14 protein-coding genes and 1 pseudogene are annotated in these 14,692 nt (G+C 64.3%); 8 read left to right on the top strand and 7 right to left on the bottom strand.

All coding sequences use genetic code 11. The annotated features are described in order from the left end of the window. Positions 1 to 2 precede the first annotated feature (2 nt). From BWR19_08490 to BWR19_08500, 3 genes are all read left to right on the top strand, one after another. Positions 3 to 1,622 (top strand): 5-oxoprolinase, encoded by a 1,620-nt coding sequence (locus BWR19_08490; protein ID APX92965.1) that lies wholly within the window; start codon positions 3 to 5, stop codon positions 1,620 to 1,622. Then, on the top strand, positions 1,619 to 2,836 hold the full coding sequence (locus tag BWR19_08495; GenBank protein APX92966.1) for an aspartate aminotransferase: 1,218 nt from the start codon (positions 1,619 to 1,621) through the stop codon (positions 2,834 to 2,836). Before BWR19_08490 ends, BWR19_08495 begins: the two co-directional genes overlap by 4 nt. Positions 2,837 to 2,927: 91 nt before the next feature. After that, positions 2,928 to 3,863 carry a transcriptional regulator gene (locus BWR19_08500; GenBank protein ID APX92967.1) on the top strand — a complete coding sequence of 312 codons (936 nt, stop codon included), beginning with the start codon at positions 2,928 to 2,930 and terminating at the stop codon, positions 3,861 to 3,863. Between the two features lie 34 nt (positions 3,864 to 3,897). On the opposite strand, the gene BWR19_08505 is transcribed toward BWR19_08500, so the two are convergent. Together BWR19_08505 and BWR19_08510 are read right to left on the bottom strand one after the other, a co-directional pair. After that, complete coding sequence (locus tag BWR19_08505; protein ID APX94958.1) at positions 3,898 to 5,151, bottom strand: phosphatidylinositol kinase; 1,254 nt, start codon at positions 5,149 to 5,151, stop codon at positions 3,898 to 3,900. Beyond that, entirely contained in the window at positions 5,141 to 5,479 is a 339-nt protein-coding gene (locus BWR19_08510) for a transcriptional regulator (GenBank protein ID APX92968.1), read from the bottom strand. Before BWR19_08510 ends, BWR19_08505 begins: the two co-directional genes overlap by 11 nt. A 185-nt stretch (positions 5,480 to 5,664) precedes the next feature. Here BWR19_08510 and BWR19_08515 point away from each other — a divergent pair, with 185 nt between their 5' ends. From BWR19_08515 to BWR19_08525, 3 genes are all read left to right on the top strand, one after another. Next, positions 5,665 to 5,832, top strand: a complete 168-nt coding sequence (locus BWR19_08515; protein APX92969.1) for a twitching motility protein PilT — start codon at positions 5,665 to 5,667, stop codon at positions 5,830 to 5,832. A 275-nt stretch (positions 5,833 to 6,107) separates the two neighbouring features. Further along, positions 6,108 to 6,389, top strand: coding sequence for a hypothetical protein (locus BWR19_08520; protein ID APX94959.1), 282 nt, complete (start codon positions 6,108 to 6,110; stop codon positions 6,387 to 6,389). Between the two features lie 53 nt (positions 6,390 to 6,442). Then, the gene (locus BWR19_08525; GenBank protein APX92970.1) at positions 6,443 to 7,513 is read left to right on the top strand and encodes a GGDEF domain-containing protein; all 1,071 of its coding nucleotides are present in this window, start codon (positions 6,443 to 6,445) and stop codon (positions 7,511 to 7,513) included. A 99-nt stretch (positions 7,514 to 7,612) separates the two neighbouring features. On the opposite strand, the gene BWR19_08530 is transcribed toward BWR19_08525, so the two are convergent. From BWR19_08530 to BWR19_08550, 5 genes and pseudogenes are all read right to left on the bottom strand, one after another. Further along, positions 7,613 to 9,016 carry a 2-amino-5-chloromuconate deaminase gene (locus tag BWR19_08530; GenBank protein APX92971.1) on the bottom strand — a complete coding sequence of 468 codons (1,404 nt, stop codon included), beginning with the start codon at positions 9,014 to 9,016 and terminating at the stop codon, positions 7,613 to 7,615. Between the two features lie 17 nt (positions 9,017 to 9,033). Next, positions 9,034 to 9,495 (bottom strand): hypothetical protein, encoded by a 462-nt coding sequence (locus tag BWR19_08535; protein ID APX92972.1) that lies wholly within the window; start codon positions 9,493 to 9,495, stop codon positions 9,034 to 9,036. Between the two features lie 26 nt (positions 9,496 to 9,521). Continuing rightward, positions 9,522 to 10,778, bottom strand: a complete 1,257-nt coding sequence (locus tag BWR19_08540) for a Zn-dependent hydrolase (protein APX92973.1) — start codon at positions 10,776 to 10,778, stop codon at positions 9,522 to 9,524. A 25-nt stretch (positions 10,779 to 10,803) separates the two neighbouring features. After that, a pseudogene (locus tag BWR19_08545) lies at positions 10,804 to 11,700 on the bottom strand (C4-dicarboxylate ABC transporter permease). A gap of 6 nt (positions 11,701 to 11,706) precedes the next feature. Further along, a complete protein-coding gene (locus BWR19_08550) occupies positions 11,707 to 12,714 on the bottom strand; it encodes an L-asparaginase (protein APX92974.1) in 1,008 nt (335 codons plus the stop codon). Between the two features lie 235 nt (positions 12,715 to 12,949). Between BWR19_08550 and BWR19_08555 the strand changes: the two genes are divergently transcribed. Continuing rightward, a complete protein-coding gene (locus BWR19_08555; protein ID APX94960.1) occupies positions 12,950 to 13,600 on the top strand; it encodes a GntR family transcriptional regulator in 651 nt (216 codons plus the stop codon). 156 nt (positions 13,601 to 13,756) lie between these two features. Then, a complete protein-coding gene (locus BWR19_08560; GenBank protein ID APX92975.1) occupies positions 13,757 to 14,686 on the top strand; it encodes a LysR family transcriptional regulator in 930 nt (309 codons plus the stop codon). Positions 14,687 to 14,692 lie beyond the last annotated feature (6 nt).

A 14,692-nucleotide genomic window follows, 5' to 3' on the forward strand; every position in this document is an offset into this window, starting at 1 on the left:
CCATGAGCCAGATTGACGAAATCCGCATGCAGGTCATGTGGAACCGCCTGATTTCAGTGGTCGAAGAGCAGGCCCTGACGCTTCTGCGCACCGCATTCTCGACCTCCGTGCGTGAAGCGGGCGACCTCTCCGCGGGCGTCTATAACGCCCAAGGCGAGATGCTTGCCCAGGCCGTGACCGGTACCCCGGGTCACGTCAACACCATGGCCGAGGCGGTGATGAACTTCATTGCCGAGATCCCGTACGCGGAAATGTATCCCGGCGACACCTACGTCACTAACGACCCGTGGAAGGGCACCGGCCACCTGCACGACATCACCATGGTGTCGCCATCGTTCAGGGGCGACGAGCTGATCGGCTTCTTCGCTTGTACCGCGCACGTCGTCGACGTGGGCGGGCGTGGCTTCGGCGCCGACGGCAAGTCGGTCTACGAGGAAGGCATCCAGATCCCGATCATGAAATTCGCGGAGCGTGGCGAGGTCAACCAGGATCTGCTCAAGATCCTGCGTCTCAACGTACGCGAACCGAACCAGGTCATCGGCGACTTCTACTCGCTGGCGGCGTGTAACGATGTTGGCCACAATCGCCTGATTGCGATGCTCGATGAAGTTGGGCTCGATAACCTCGAAAGTCTGGGCGAGTTCATCCTGTCGCGGACCCATGCGGCGATCATGGAGCGCATCGCCGACCTGCCCAAGGGTGCCTGGTCAAATACCATGCTCACAGACGGCTACGATGAGGCGATTCGGCTGGCTACCGAAGTCATTATCGGCGACGACAGCGTCAACGTTGATTTCTCCGGCACTGCGGCGATGAGTCCGTGGGGGGTCAACGTGCCGCTGATATACACCAAGGCGTATGCCTGCTACGCGCTAAAATGTGTAGTAGCGCCGGATATCCCCAACAACGCCGCGTCGCTGGCGGTGTTCAATATTTCCTCACCAACCAATATCCTCAACGCCGAGCGTCCGGCTCCCGTCTCCGTTCGCCACGTGTTGGGCCACTTGGTGCCGGATCTGGTGCTTGGTGCCCTGGCTAAAGCGCTGCCTGGGCAGGTACTGGCAGAGGGCGCTGCGGCACTGTGGAATGTGCACATTTCCGCTCGCCCCACCGACGGGCAGGCGGGGCGTCGTGCCGAGGTGCTGATGTTCAACTCCGGTGGCATGGGCGCGCGTCCGCTGCTGGATGGTCTCTCTTCGACGGCGTTCCCGTCCGGGGTCCACACCATGCCGATCGAGGCCACCGAGCACACCGGTCCGATCGTGATCTGGCGAAAGGAACTTAGGCCGGACTCTGGTGGTGCCGGCAAGTACCGTGGGGGGCTAGGGCAGATCATCGAGATCGCGCCGGCTGATGGCTACGAGTTCAACTTCTCCGCTATGTTCGATCGCATTACCTCGGCGCCGCGTGGTCGCGACGGTGGCAAGCCGGGTGCATTGGGAAGCGTGCACTTGGACGACGGAACCAAGCTGCGTCCCAAGGGGTGGCAGCATGTGCCTGCCGGGCGCCGTCTAGTGCTGAATCTGCCCGGTGGCGGTGGCTTTGGAAATCCTGCCGAGCGGAGTCCAGAGGCGATGGCCGAGGATCGTGTCAGGGGGTATGTCACGGAGGATGACGCATGAGCTATATCGCGGATCGTCTGGCAGTCGTCAAGCCGTCGGCCTCGATGGCTGTCTCACAAGCCGCCAAAGAATTGGCGGCCACCGGAGTTGATGTCATCGACCTAGGGTTGGGGGAACCGGATTTCGCCGCCCCGGCCCACATTACTCAGGCCGCCTTCGCGGCGGCCAGCAGCGAGCGCATGCTCTACACCGCATCGCTGGGGACGCCGGCGCTACGTAAGGCGGTGGCGGCCAAATTCCAGCGCGAGAACGACCTAGCGTATGCACTGGACGAGATCGCGGTCGCCAATGGCGCCAAGCAGGTCATCTTCAATGCCCTGATGGCGACGCTAAATGAAGGTGACGAAGCGATCCTGCCGGCACCGTACTTCGTTTCCTATCCGGAGATGGTCAAGCTGTTCGGCGGCGTGCCGGTAACGCCAGCGTGCCCGGCGACGTCGGGTTTCCGCTTGACCCCGGAGGTGCTCGAGGCGGCGATTACGCCGAAGACCAAGTGGTTGTTTCTCAACCTTCCCGCCAATCCCTCCGGGGCGACCTATAGCGCTGCCGAATTGCAGGCACTGGGTGAGGTACTGGCCAAGCATCCGCAGGTGCTGGTGCTTTCGGATGAAATCTACGAGCATATTGTCTTCGACGCTCGTGAGTTCGTGTCCTTTGGCCAGGCCTGTCCGGCGCTGCGTGAGCGTAGCCTGATCATCAACGGCGTTTCCAAGTCCTATGCCATGACCGGCTGGCGAGTAGGCTATGCGGCCGGGCCGCGTCCGCTGATCAAGGCCATGGCCACCGTGCAGAGCCAGTCTTGCACGTCGGTCTCCAGCGTGGCGCAGGTTGCCGCGCAGGCCGCATTGGAAGGGCCACAAGACGAGGTGGTACGCTATCGCGAAGCCTTCGAGCATCGCCGGGATCTGGTGGTTGAAGGCATCGCCGGGATTGATGGCCTGACCCTCGATCCGCCGGAGGGAGCGTTTTACGCCTATATCGGCTGTCAGGCGCTGATTGGAGCGCGCACCCCTAGCGGCGATATGCTCGAAGACGATAAGGCGGTGGCCCAGTATTTGCTCCACGAGGGACATGTGGCCGCCGTCCCCGGTGCCGCCTACGGGCTGTCGCCTTTCTTCCGGATTTCGACGGCGACCTCAGAGGAGGTTCTCGATAGAGCCATTAGGCGTATAGCTTCGGCCGTCGATAATCTCCAGCGAGCCCCCGCCGTTTGATAAGACGCCCCCCGCTGGCATCACCGTGGCGACCATTGCATAGTATGCTCTATATTGTTGAACAGCCGCAAAGTGAGGGCCTCAAGAGCTTATGACTGTACGTAATGTTCGTCTCCCGCCACTGAATGCTCTCAAGGTGTTTTGGGTCGTCATGCGGCAGGGCAGTTTTCGTGGGGCAGCTGATGAATTACTGATCAGTCCGCAAGCAGTAAGTCAACAAATACGGCTGCTGGAAGATATCCTTGGTGTCCCTCTCTTCGAGCGTAAGGCCAGAGTAATTGAGCCTACTGAGCAGGCCATGATTTTGTCGCCCTTTATTCAGGCAGGTTTTGATGAGTTGAGTGAGGGGGTAAATCGTGTGACTCGCTCAAACTATCGCAACCGAATCAATATCAATGTAAGTCCCTATTTTGCCATGCACTTTTTAATGGAGCGTTTGAATAGCTTTTGTGATAAAGAGCCGGACGCTGATTTGCGGCTTACCACGATGATAAAACTGCCAGATTTTGCGAGAGATGAAGTGGACGTTTCTATTCAGTGGGGGTTTGGTCAGTGGAAAGACCTGTATGTCGAGTTGTTGGTCCGTGATCCTAAGGTCATTTGCTGCTCACCTGAGGTAGCCAAGGAGTTAAGGTCTGTCGACGAGCTGGTTAGAGTCCCCCTACTGCATCCGGTGCTTGCTCGAACCTTATGGCCACGTGTGTTGGCGCATCTGGGTCTACGTGAGCATGAGCCTGGGAATGAAATACAGTTTCAGGACGCTGCCACAATGAGGCGTGGGGCGATATCAGGGCTAGGCGTGGGCCTGGTTTCGAAGAATGATGCCTTGCGTGATTTAAGAGCGGGACGGCTCGTGGCACCACTGGGTGTCGACGCACTTGTGAATATGCCCGATGAAGATATACCAGGTTTTTACGCTGTTTTGCCCCGTGCTCATAAGCGAGTCAATATCGTCAATAGCTTCTGGGATTGGATAACCGAACATGACTGGCAAAGGGATGATATTGAAGAGTCTCATACAGACTGAGTTGGGCCGCCTCCAAGCGAAATTCAAACCCAGCTCATGCCTCGGTATAGCCCTCCAGCGCAAACGGGTTCAGAAACTGCCTGCCCCACAGGAAGTCGCGGTCGACCGGGCTCAGGTCGGCCTCATCGCAGACAACACCCCAGTGATCATGGATGATCGCAATCTGGTGATTGATGATCTCACGGGCCTGAGTTTGGCTCAGTCCAAGCCGCTCCGCGGCTGCCAGGCAGTGGACCAGCTGACTGCGGCGTTCCTGATCATGCAGCAGCATCGCCTGGGTGGCTTCGCCACCGGTACGTGACTGCGGGCAGATATCGTAGGCTGGGGTCAGTCGATAACTTATGCCATCCCAGAAGGCAGCATGGTTACGTGCATGGTCGTCGGTATTGCCGCAAAGCACGTTGAAGACGATACGGCCGAACAGCTCGTGCAGCGCTTGCCCCGGCTGGTCGAACTCGGCTCGGATCCGATGGGCGAGATCCTCATAGCTGGCATAGCGGGCCATCATCTCGTCCAGACCGAGCAGCGTGAGGGCCGAGAGCACAATGTGCCTACCCCAGCCGTCAGTGGTCTTCACTCTGTCGAAGCGTTCCACCAGCAGGACATCCTTGCCCAGTGAGCGGGCCATTTCGACGGGAGCGACATCGAGCCCTGCCTGCCTGGCGAGCCGCATGGCGACGAACTCCGCCTTCACCACGCTGTAGAGGTCATTGCTGGAAGAAAACTTTGCCACCAGCTTGTGATCCCGATCGTCCAGCAGGGCCTTGGGGCGGGCGCCACCGATACTGCTGCCGTGCTGAATGGCCTGGTCCAGGACCGGGGGCAGCGGTTCTCCTGCCTCCACATACGCTGAGGCTTCCTGCAACGCATCTAGGGTGGCAGTCTGGCACTCGCGTGGCCTGTAATCAGTGGCGGATTCTTGGAAATCCAGCGCACCGATCCTGTCCGAGCCGGATTCGAGCAGGTAGACCAGCTCGATGAAGTCGACACCATCAGCCGCCTCTTCTGCCTTCCCTGTTAGACGGTTGATGATGACGCGACGTCCCCAGGCATCCGGGGAGGCATCACGCAGGCAGGAGGGCAGTGCACCGTCGGTCTGCTCCTGGCTTCCGGGCCGAAGGGGAAGCTCGTCCGGGAAAAGGCTGATCGCATCAGGTCGCTCAAGGTAGCGACGACCATAGGTGAAGCGATAGCGATCTTGGTCATCGCGGTCGACGCGACCGGCGACCACGGGGGATGTTTGTTCGGGAAGCCAGATCCAGACATAGGCTCGTCGGCTAGAAGTCATCATCGAGGGGCTCTTGGGGGGATCGGCGAATCCGCTTGGGAAGCAACGTCAGGCGCTCTCGCTGGGTCGCCTGTTCACGTTTCAGTGTGTCCGGGTCATCGGTGAACAGCGACACACCGACCAGCGCCGCGGCTTCGAAGTAAGTCCCGATGGCCACTCGAGGAGAGCCCTTGGCGACCTGACGGATCGTGACCACGCCGACGCCAACCCGCTCAGCGAGCTCGTCGCGGGTCCACCCCTTATGTCGCCTTCCCTCTTCGATCAGTCCGGCGAACAGGCGCAGGGAGAGGGAGGCCTTAGGGCTGAGGGTGACGTGTCGCGTTTTCATGTCGACATTATAGTATCGATATGGTGCTTTATCGATACTATGAATGCAGTGATGGCCATTCGAAGCGATACGACGACGCATGCACGGCTGCGGGGGCATAAGGCCACGCTGGAGCCAGCCTCAGAAGCGGAGGGTTGGGCAATGCTCGGAACCGCTGAGCCAGAAGGACACAGCGCGGTCGTCGTCTGCCGGACGGCTATCGGGTTCACACCTTGGTGGTGGCCCATCTGCCGCTGATCCATAAAGACCCTTTCGATCGGATTCTGATTGCTCAGGCTGAGACAGAAGGGTTTCTGTTGCTGACGGCAGATGCGCTGGTGGCACAGTACTCTGGCCCTGTGCGCCGGGTGTGAGAAGCAGTAGACTCGCTGGTAATAAAAAATTACTAGTTTCATCCACGCAGGGGATTCCTTTCATGCCACTACTCAGTGTGCGGCGTCGTCGTTTGCTCGTGCCTCTCCCTTCTGCAGTGCTCGCCGCTACGCTGTGGCCGGCGGGTGCTGCCCTGGCTAGCCCCGCGGTGGTGGTGTTCCAACACGGCGAGCAGGAAGCTCAGCTGGCGGTGGCGGAGCTGCGCGAGCGTGCCGATGTGCGCTTTACCTTCTTCGATCCCTACCTGGCCGATGAGGTGGAGGTGACCGGGCTGGTGTTCCGCGAGCTGCTCAAGGAGCAGTTCGGTGCGGTGCCCGAGCAGCTGACCTTCACCGCCTGGGACGACTACGAGGTGACCCTGGGCGGCTGGGACGATCCCAACTGGATTCTGGTGACCCATCAAGATGGCGAGCCGCTGGGCGTGCGTGAACGCGGCCCGGTTCGCCTGGTGGAGCGCGACTATGGCGACCGTGACCCCGACAACCTGCGTAATTTCAACGACTGGGTGTGGATGATCCGCAGCATCGAGGCACACTAGTGACCCCTGTTCCTCGTCGGCGGCGCACTCCCGGTTGGCTATGGCTCAGCCTGATGAGCTTCACGGCGCTGATGCTGTTGATCACCTATGAAACGCGCTGGGTTCACCCCGACATTCACGCCTACTTCAGCCAGTCCGGCACTCTGACCGGCCAGCAGCTGGCGACCCGCTCGCGCCGCTACCTCGAGGAGAGCCTCGGTATCCTCCTCGAGGATGACGCCCCCGATGCCGTGCAGCGCGCCCGCTTCCAGATCGAGCTGGGTTATAGCCTGTTCGATATCGGCCTCTACCGTAACGAGTATGCCTGCACGCTGCCGAGCCTGCGTCGGTTGGATGGCCTGTCCAACACCCTTGGCCGCGATGTCCTACCGTCGCCGGCCTTGCTTAGCCAGGATCTGCTGCGGCCGATTCGCTGCCTGACCGAGATCGAGATGGACCAGCTCGACCGCCGCAGCGAGGTGACCAACCGCTTCGTCGAGGAAACCCGCCGTCATCAGACGCTGGTGCTGGTGGGCAGCCTGGTGATCTATCTGCTGGGCGTGCTGTTCTGGGGTATGCACATGTTCAAGCACCGCCTGGCGGACCGTGCTACCCGCGAGAGCTTGCGCTGGATGGCCCAGGCACTGCGCGACCCGCTTACCGGGGTCGGCAATCGCAGCGCGCTGCACGATGACGTGCTGGTCGAGCCCGGCCGCTCCCTGGGGCTGCTGCTGATCGATATCGACTACTTCAAACAGTATAACGACGCCCTTGGCCACCCGGACGGCGACCGCCTGCTGCGCGAGCTGGTGGCGCTGATCGACCGAGCGCTTGGCGGCAGCGCGCGGCTCTACCGCATGGGCGGCGACGAGTTTGCGGCACTGCTGCCTTGCGATGGTACTCAGACCTTGGAGCAGGCCTGCGATGCTGTGGTGGAGGCGGTGCGTGGCGCGACGCTCGAACACCCGGGCCATCACGGCGGCGCTTACGTCACCCTGAGCGTGGGTGGGGTCCAGTTTACCGCCCAGCGCGAGGCGTTTGCCGCTGCCTACACCGCCGCTGACCAGGCGCTGTATCGGGTCAAGGAGGAGGGGCGCGACGGCTGGCAGGTGGCGAGTGCCGTTACGCTGCCAGCGTCGCTATAGGCGCTATTGCTTAATGGCGGGGTTGCCCCGGCAGCGCTGCGCGCTGCATCGCGAATGAATTCGCTCCCACAAATCGCGAATGAATCCGCGCCCCCCTTGTTAACCGACGGTCGGCACCTCACCGAGAATATCCAGGCCGTTGCCAAGCTTGGCCTCGATGGCCTGGCCGATGGCGAGCAGTCGGGCGTCTTGCCAGGGGCCGGCCATCACCTGCAGGCCGACGGGCATGTTGGCGGCGTCGCGGCCGACCGGCAGGGTGAGCGCGCAGAGCCCCATGAAGTTGGCCATCACGGTGTTGCGCAGCGCCTTCATGTTGGCCTTGGGGTAGGCGCCCTCGGGCTCGAGGCTCTCCAGCGTCGGCGGGGTAATGGCCACGGTGGGCGTCAGCACGGCATCTACCTGCCGCAGGCGCTGTGTGGCGGCGCGGGTGAGGTCGTCGATGACCTGGCGGCGGCGCACGTACTCCCACCCCGGCATGCCGTCGGCGGCGGCGATCCGCGCGGCCACGTTGGGGTCCAGCGCGTCGATGGCATCTGGCAGCGAGGTGTGCAGGAACGCCGCGAGCTCGGCAGCCGCCAGGCCGCCCTGCTGGAACAGCGTGAAGGCGTCGTCGGTCTTGGGTAGCTCCATGCTGACGATGCGCGCACCGGCGGCTTCGAGCTGCTTGATGGCGTGGGTGACCGCTTCGGCGATGCCGGGGCTGCAGTCGTCCCAGAAGTAGTGCTCCGGCACGCCGAAGGTGAGGTCGGCAAGATCGGGCGTGGCCGGCACGCCGCCGCTACCGGGGCTAAGGCCGGGGTCGAGGGCGTCGAAGGCGAACGCCAGGTCATCCACGCGCCGGGCCAGCAGTCCCGGCGTATCCAGGGTGGAGGAGAGCGGCACGATCTGGGCGGTGGACCAGCGACCCACGGTGGTCTTGAGGCCGGCCACACCGGTCATGCTGGCGGGCACGCGAACCGAGCCGGCGGTGTCGGTGCCGAAGGCCAGGCCTGCGGTACCGCTGGCCAGCGAGACCCCGGCGCCGGAGCTCGAGCCGCCCGGGGTGCGATGAGCGACCGGGTCCCAGGGGTTGCGCGGCGCGCCGTGGTGGGCATTGGTGCCCAGGCCGCCGAAGGCGAACTCGACGGTGTGGGTCTTGCCCATCACCACCGGCAGCTGCTTGAGCAGGGTGCTGACCACCGGTCCGGGCCGTTCCCACTCGGCGGGAAGGCGGCGTGACGAGCCGGCAAAGGTGGGCAGCCCGGGCACGGCGTAGATGTCCTTGATCGATACCGGCAGGCCCATCAGCGGGCCGGCGTCGCCGCCCTGCTTGAGCAGGGCATCAGTGGCAGTGGCGAAGGCCTGGGCGGCGTCGCCGTTCCAGGTCTTGTAGGCGTGGTCGTGCTGGCCGCGAGTGCGATAGGCCTGGCTGGCGCTCTCGGCGAGGGCGGCGGCGCTCACGCTGCCGTCGCGCAGCGCCCGGTGCAGGGCCCGCAGCGGTTGTTGTAGCGGTGCTGTGGTCATGGTGGGGCTCCTGGCAATTAGCGGATTTCGAAGATCGATTCGACTTCGACGGCGGCATTACCAGGCAGGGTCGCCACGCCAATGGCGGTGCGCGCGTGGCGGCTGGCGTCACCGAACAGGTCGATAAACAGCTCCGAGGCGCCGTTGATCACCAGCGGCACGTCGTGAAACCCCGGGGCGACGTTGACGAAGCCGTTCATTCTGACACAGCGCACCACGCGGTCCATGTCGCCCTCCACGGCGTCGTTCAACGCCGCGAGCAGGTTTAGCGCGCAGGCCTGGGCGGCGAGCTTGCCGGTCTCCAGGTCGAACTCGGCACCGACCTTGCCGGGGTAGAGCACCTTGCCGTCTCGCTCGCAGATCTGCCCGGCGAGAAACAGCTGATTATCCAGCCGCGACCAGGGGCGAAAGGTGCCGCGGGGCTCGGGGATGGCGGGCAGGCTGAGGCTGCGTTGGGCCAGGGCATCGGCAAGTGACATGGTGTTCTCCTGATGGATAAAGGCTATCAACGGGCTAATAGGGTGCCGACGCTGTCGGCCAGGGCGCGCACGGCGATCTCGGCGTCGGCACGCTCGATGTGCTCGTCGGGATGGTGGCTGACCCCGTCGCGGCACGGCATGAACAGCATGGCAGTGGGGCAGCGATGGGCCAGGTGAATGGCGTCGTGGAAGGCGCCGGACACCAGCTGCGGCGCCTTGGGGGCATAGCGCTTGACGCTGGTATCGACGATCTCGACCAGGTCGTCATCGAAGTCGACCGGTGCCACCCGTGAGCTGACGCTGAGCTCGACGCTGCAGCCCGACCACGTCTCGGCGCCCAGCCGCTGGAAGCGCTCGTCGAGGGCGGCCAGCACCTCGGCGTTGGGGTGGCGCAGGTCGATGCTGAAGGTCGCTCGCTGGGGGATGGTGTTGGTGGCGTTGGGCTCAAGCGCGAACTTGCCGATGGTGAAGCGCACCTCGTCGCCGTGCTCGGCGACCGCGTGGCGCAGCGCGGTGACCAGGGCGTGGGCGCCGGTGAAGGCATCACGCCGGGCGCTTTCGGGGGTGGTGCCGGCGTGGTTGGCCTGACCCTGCACCGTAACGTTGTACCAGTTGACCCCCTGAATGCCGCTCACCGCGCACGCCGGCACTCCCATCGACTCGAGCACCGGCCCCTGCTCGATATGCAGCTCGAGAAAGGCGTGGGGCGTGAACGGCTCGGGCCGGTAACTGACCCGGTGGGCGTCGAGCCGTGCCAGGCACTCGGCCAGGGCATCGGCGAAGCGCACGCCGTCATCGTCCGTGGCGTCGAGAATCTCGGCGGCGTCGCGCTGGCCGGCGAACCACGCCGAGCCGGAGGCGCCGGGCGCAAAGCGGGCGCCTTCCTCGTTGGTCCAGGAGACCACCTCGACAGGCCGCCGGTGGCGGATGTCGCCTTCGTGCAGTGCGCGCAGCACGGCCAGGCCGGCCACCACGCCGAGGGTGCCGTCATAGCTGCCGGCGCTGGGCTGGCTGTCGAGGTGGCTGCCGATCAGCAGCGGCGCAAGGCTGGGGTCCTCGCCTTCACGGCGCAGGAAGACGTTGCCCAGGGCGTCGTAGTAGGCCTCGCAGCCCAGGTCGCGGCCCCGGTCGACCAGCCAGCAGCGCGCCTGGTTGTCGTGGTCATCCAGGGCCAGGCGGCGCAGGCCGCGGAGCGCCAGAGCGCCGATGCGGGCCTGGTCGAGCATGTCGTCCCAGAAGCACTGGCCATCGATGCTGGCGCCGAGTGATGTGAGTTCGTTCATACGCCTTTCGTTGCTCCCATCCGGTTCAGTAGATCAGCGACGGCAACCAGGTGCTGAGGAATGGCACATAGGTGAGGATGATCAGGGCGATGAACATCATCACGATCAGCGGCAGGCAGGCCTTGAAGACCTCCACCAGCGACATCCGCGAGATCGCCATGGCCACGAACAGATTGAGGCCGACCGGCGGCGTGATCATGCCCACCGAGAAGTTGACCAGGGTGATGACGCCGAAGTGCACGGAATCGACGCCGACACGGCCGGCAATCGGCTCGAGCAGCGGCGAGAGCACGATGATCGCCGAGGCGCTGTCGAGGAAGAACCCGGCCACGATCATGACCACGTTGAACAGGGCCATGACCAGTATCGGGTCGTCGGTGAGCGACAGCACCTGGTTGGCCAGCTGCGTGGGGGTGCCGGTGATCGCCAGCAGCCACGAGAAGGCCGAGGCGCCGGCGGTGATCAGTAGCAGGGTAGCCGAGGTGAGCCCCGAGCTGCGCAGCGTGCCGAGCAGGTCGCGCCAGCCGATGGTGCGGTAGATCACCATGCCCACGAACAGGCCGTACATGCAGGCCACCGCCGCCGACTCGGTGGGGGTGAAGATACCGCTGTAGATGCCACCGAGCAGAATGAAGGGCAGCCCCAGGCCCCAAGCCGCCGAGCGGAAGGCGGCAGTGATTTCCTTGAGCGAGGGGAAGGGTGCCCGCGGGTAGCCCTTGAATGACGCATAGATGATGCAGTAGGAGATCAACAGCGAGGCGATCAGGATCGCCGGGATCAGCCCGGCGGCGAACAGCCGACCCACCGAGGTGCCGGTGACGGAGCCGTAGATGATCAGCGCGATGCTCGGCGGCACGATGGGGCCGAGGGTGCCCGCGGTGGCGATCAGGCCGATGGCGAAGCGCTTGTCGTAGCCGGCGGCGAATCGTCACGCGGCCTCGGCGCTGGTCAGGGTTTTCAAGCTCGCCTCCAGTGACCCGCGTAGGGGGGAGGCGAGGAGAACGGCGAGGGCCAGCCGGGCCTTGCGGGCGCTGAGGTCCTGCAGCGGGATGGCGCCCGCGGCAGTCAGGTCGCAGAGGCTGCCGTCGAATTCGTAGACTGCTTCTATCGGCCCCCGCTGGCAGCTGCTGACGATCACGACGGGGATGCCCTTGGCGACCGCGGTGGCAATGTGGGCGGGCCAGCTGGGCGGTACATGGCCGCGCCCCAGTGCGTCGATCACCAGGGCCTGGCTACCGCGTTCGATGGCCGCGTCGACCATGTCGGGGGCGGCGCCCAGGTATGCCGGCAGGATGTCGACCCGGGGCAGCACGGCGCCCAGGGAGGCGGCCAGCGGCTGCGGGCGTACCGGCCTGGCGGCGAGGTGGATACGCGTACCGTCGATGTAGCCGAGCGGACCCGTCTCGGGGGCGGCGAAGCCAGCGAGCTGGAACGTATTGACCTTGCGCACCTGGCGGGCGGCAAACAGCGTCTGGTTGAACAGCACCAGGGTGCCCAGGCCCCGGGCCTGCGGCGAGGCCGCCAGCTGGATGGCATCGGCGATGTTACGAAAGGCGTCGGTGCCCGGCTCGTGGGGCGCGCGCTGCGACCCGGTGACCACCACGGGGATGCGGCCGGGCAGGGTGAGATCCAGGAAGTAGGCGGTCTCTTCCAGGGTGTCGGTGCCGTGGGTGATGACGATGCCGACCACCTCGGGGGATTCGCTGAGCGCCAGGCACTCTTGGCGCAGCAGCATCAGGTCGTCCAGCGAGATGGCGTTGCTGGGCTTCTGCAGGACCGAGCGAACTTCTACCTCGGCAGCCAGCCCTTGCGGCAGCGAGACCTGCGACAGTAGCGACTCGCCCTGCAGGGCACCGGAGCGGTGTCGTCCTGAGTCGGTCTGGCTACTGGCAATGGTGCCGCCGGTGGTCAGTACAACGAGCTTGGATGTTGTCATTATGGTATCCCGTCGCTCTACATGGCAGACATCTGATGTCTGATGTCATGTGGTTTATACTAGTCAGGAATTTGGCATCCTTGCAAGCTAGGCTTGGCAACGTCCTAATGTCGTTTTGGTAGCATGCGCTCTGGCGCTAACAGTGAGATACCCCATGAGTCTGAATCCCCGGCTTGCCACACGGCCCCTCTCGAACGACTCCTTCAGCGGCTCCATCGAGCGCAGCTCCGTCGCCATGCAGATCCTCGAGCGGATCAAGACCGCGTTGATCCGAGGGGAGCTTCAGCCAGGCGACTACCTGCCATCGGAGAGCGAGCTCACCCACAGCCTGGGCATCGGCAAGTCGAGTGTGCGCGAGGCGATCAAGATGCTGCAGGCGATCGGCGTGGTGGAAGTGCGCCGCGGGCAGGGCACGGTGATTCGCCGCGAGCCGGGGGACCCGCTGGTCGATCCGATGGCCTTCGGCATGATCCTCGCCCGGGGCATGACCCGCGACGTGATGGAGTTTCGCCTGATGTTCGAGCCGGCCTACACCCTCCAGGCGATGCATAACGCCACGCCGGAGGATCACGCGCGGATTCGCCAGGCCATCGAGGCCATGGAGGCGGCTATCGCCAACGGCGAACAGACCGCCCATCACGACGTAGCCTTCCATCGCGCGATCTTGGCGGCGACCCACAATCCGATGACCATCAGGGTCGGCGAGACGCTGATCCAGCTGATCGAAGCCGCACTCGAGACCCCGATGCAGACGCTGCCCGAGGTGGCCCTGAAGGACCACAAGGCAATCTATGCCGCATTCCAGGCCGGCGACGCGGCGGGGGTCCAGGCCGCCATTGAGGTGAGCAGCGAGAGCTGGGAAACCAACCTCACCTATGTGGATTAGCATGTGGCTGCAATCGCGAATAAATTCGCTCCCATAGGGATATGGCGCCAAGGCTAATCAGTGGCAGTTTTAGCCGCGATGGGGTGGGTTTGGCCTGGCAGCGCTGCGCGCTGCAATCGCGACTGAAGTCGCTCCTACACTAAAATAGAGCTATGTATGGAAATCCCTCACCAGCGCTTGATCTACTTCCAGCTGACGGTGGAGACCGGTTCGATCCGGGCGGCGGCGTCGCGGCTGGATATCGCCGCCTCGGCGGTGAGCCGGCAGATCGGGCTGCTCGAGACGGCGCTGGATGCCAGCTTGCTGGAACGCCGCCGCGACGGCGTGCGGCCGACGCCGGTGGGGGAGATGCTGCTCGACTACTGCCAGCGCCGCACGCTGCTCGACCGCGAGTTCAGCGATGCGCTGGATGCCTACCAGCGCCTGGAGACCGGGCAGATCACGCTGTGTATCGGCGAGGGCTTCGTGGGTGACGTGATCGACCACCCGCTGCGCGAATTCACCGAGGCGCACCGCGGCGTGCGCCTGGAGGTGGATACCGGCAGTACCAAGCAGATCATCGAGTCGGTGGTCAACGACGAGGCGCATATCGGCTTGATGTACCACGAGCAGGTGCATCCGCATCTGCGCTTCTGGTGCTCGACGCGACAGCCGCTGGTGCTGCTGATGTCGCCCTGCCATGCCCTGGCCGGCGACAGCACGCCGCTGACCATCGAGCAGCTGGCGACCCATTCCATGGCGCTGTGGCATCCCGGCCACGGGGTCAGGTCGCTGGTGGATGCGGCGTTTCGCGAGGCCGGCCACCGGCCGGTGGTGGGCATTCAGACCGGCTCGCTGGAGGTGCTCAAGCACTCGGCGCGGGCCTCGCTGTGCGTGACGCTACTGCCGCGCTTTGCCGCGGCCAGGGAGCTCGAGGAGGGCACCCTGGTGGCGCGCGATGTGGTGGGGCGCCGCTTCAGCGAGGCCAACGCGCACATGGTGACACGGGTCGGCCGGCGGATGCCGCGGGCGGCGCTGCAGCTGCTGCGGCACTTGCAGCACTGGATGAGCGCCTTTCGCTGCGACGACCCGCCCGCCAGGCGTTGAGCGTGA

Source organism: Halomonas sp. 1513 (assembly GCA_001971685.1).
Taxonomy (GTDB): domain Bacteria; phylum Pseudomonadota; class Gammaproteobacteria; order Pseudomonadales; family Halomonadaceae; genus Franzmannia.

What these genes read in the sequence shown, in the direction of transcription:
- BWR19_08490 (APX92965.1), top strand. Translation starts at nt 3, where the DNA reads ATGAGCCAGATTGACGAAATCCGCATGCAGGTCATGTGGAACCGCCTG.
- BWR19_08495 (APX92966.1), top strand. Translation starts at nt 1,619, where the DNA reads ATGAGCTATATCGCGGATCGTCTGGCAGTCGTCAAGCCGTCGGCCTCG.
- BWR19_08500 (APX92967.1), top strand. Translation starts at nt 2,928, where the DNA reads ATGACTGTACGTAATGTTCGTCTCCCGCCACTGAATGCTCTCAAGGTG.
- BWR19_08505 (APX94958.1), bottom strand. Translation starts at nt 5,151, where the DNA reads ATGACTTCTAGCCGACGAGCCTATGTCTGGATCTGGCTTCCCGAACAA.
- BWR19_08510 (APX92968.1), bottom strand. Translation starts at nt 5,479, where the DNA reads ATGAAAACGCGACACGTCACCCTCAGCCCTAAGGCCTCCCTCTCCCTG.
- BWR19_08525 (APX92970.1), top strand. Translation starts at nt 6,443, where the DNA reads ATGAGCTTCACGGCGCTGATGCTGTTGATCACCTATGAAACGCGCTGG.
- BWR19_08530 (APX92971.1), bottom strand. Translation starts at nt 9,016, where the DNA reads ATGACCACAGCACCGCTACAACAACCGCTGCGGGCCCTGCACCGGGCG.
- BWR19_08535 (APX92972.1), bottom strand. Translation starts at nt 9,495, where the DNA reads ATGTCACTTGCCGATGCCCTGGCCCAACGCAGCCTCAGCCTGCCCGCC.
- BWR19_08540 (APX92973.1), bottom strand. Translation starts at nt 10,778, where the DNA reads ATGAACGAACTCACATCACTCGGCGCCAGCATCGATGGCCAGTGCTTC.
- BWR19_08550 (APX92974.1), bottom strand. Translation starts at nt 12,714, where the DNA reads ATGACAACATCCAAGCTCGTTGTACTGACCACCGGCGGCACCATTGCC.
- BWR19_08555 (APX94960.1), top strand. Translation starts at nt 12,950, where the DNA reads ATGCAGATCCTCGAGCGGATCAAGACCGCGTTGATCCGAGGGGAGCTT.
- BWR19_08560 (APX92975.1), top strand. Translation starts at nt 13,757, where the DNA reads ATGGAAATCCCTCACCAGCGCTTGATCTACTTCCAGCTGACGGTGGAG.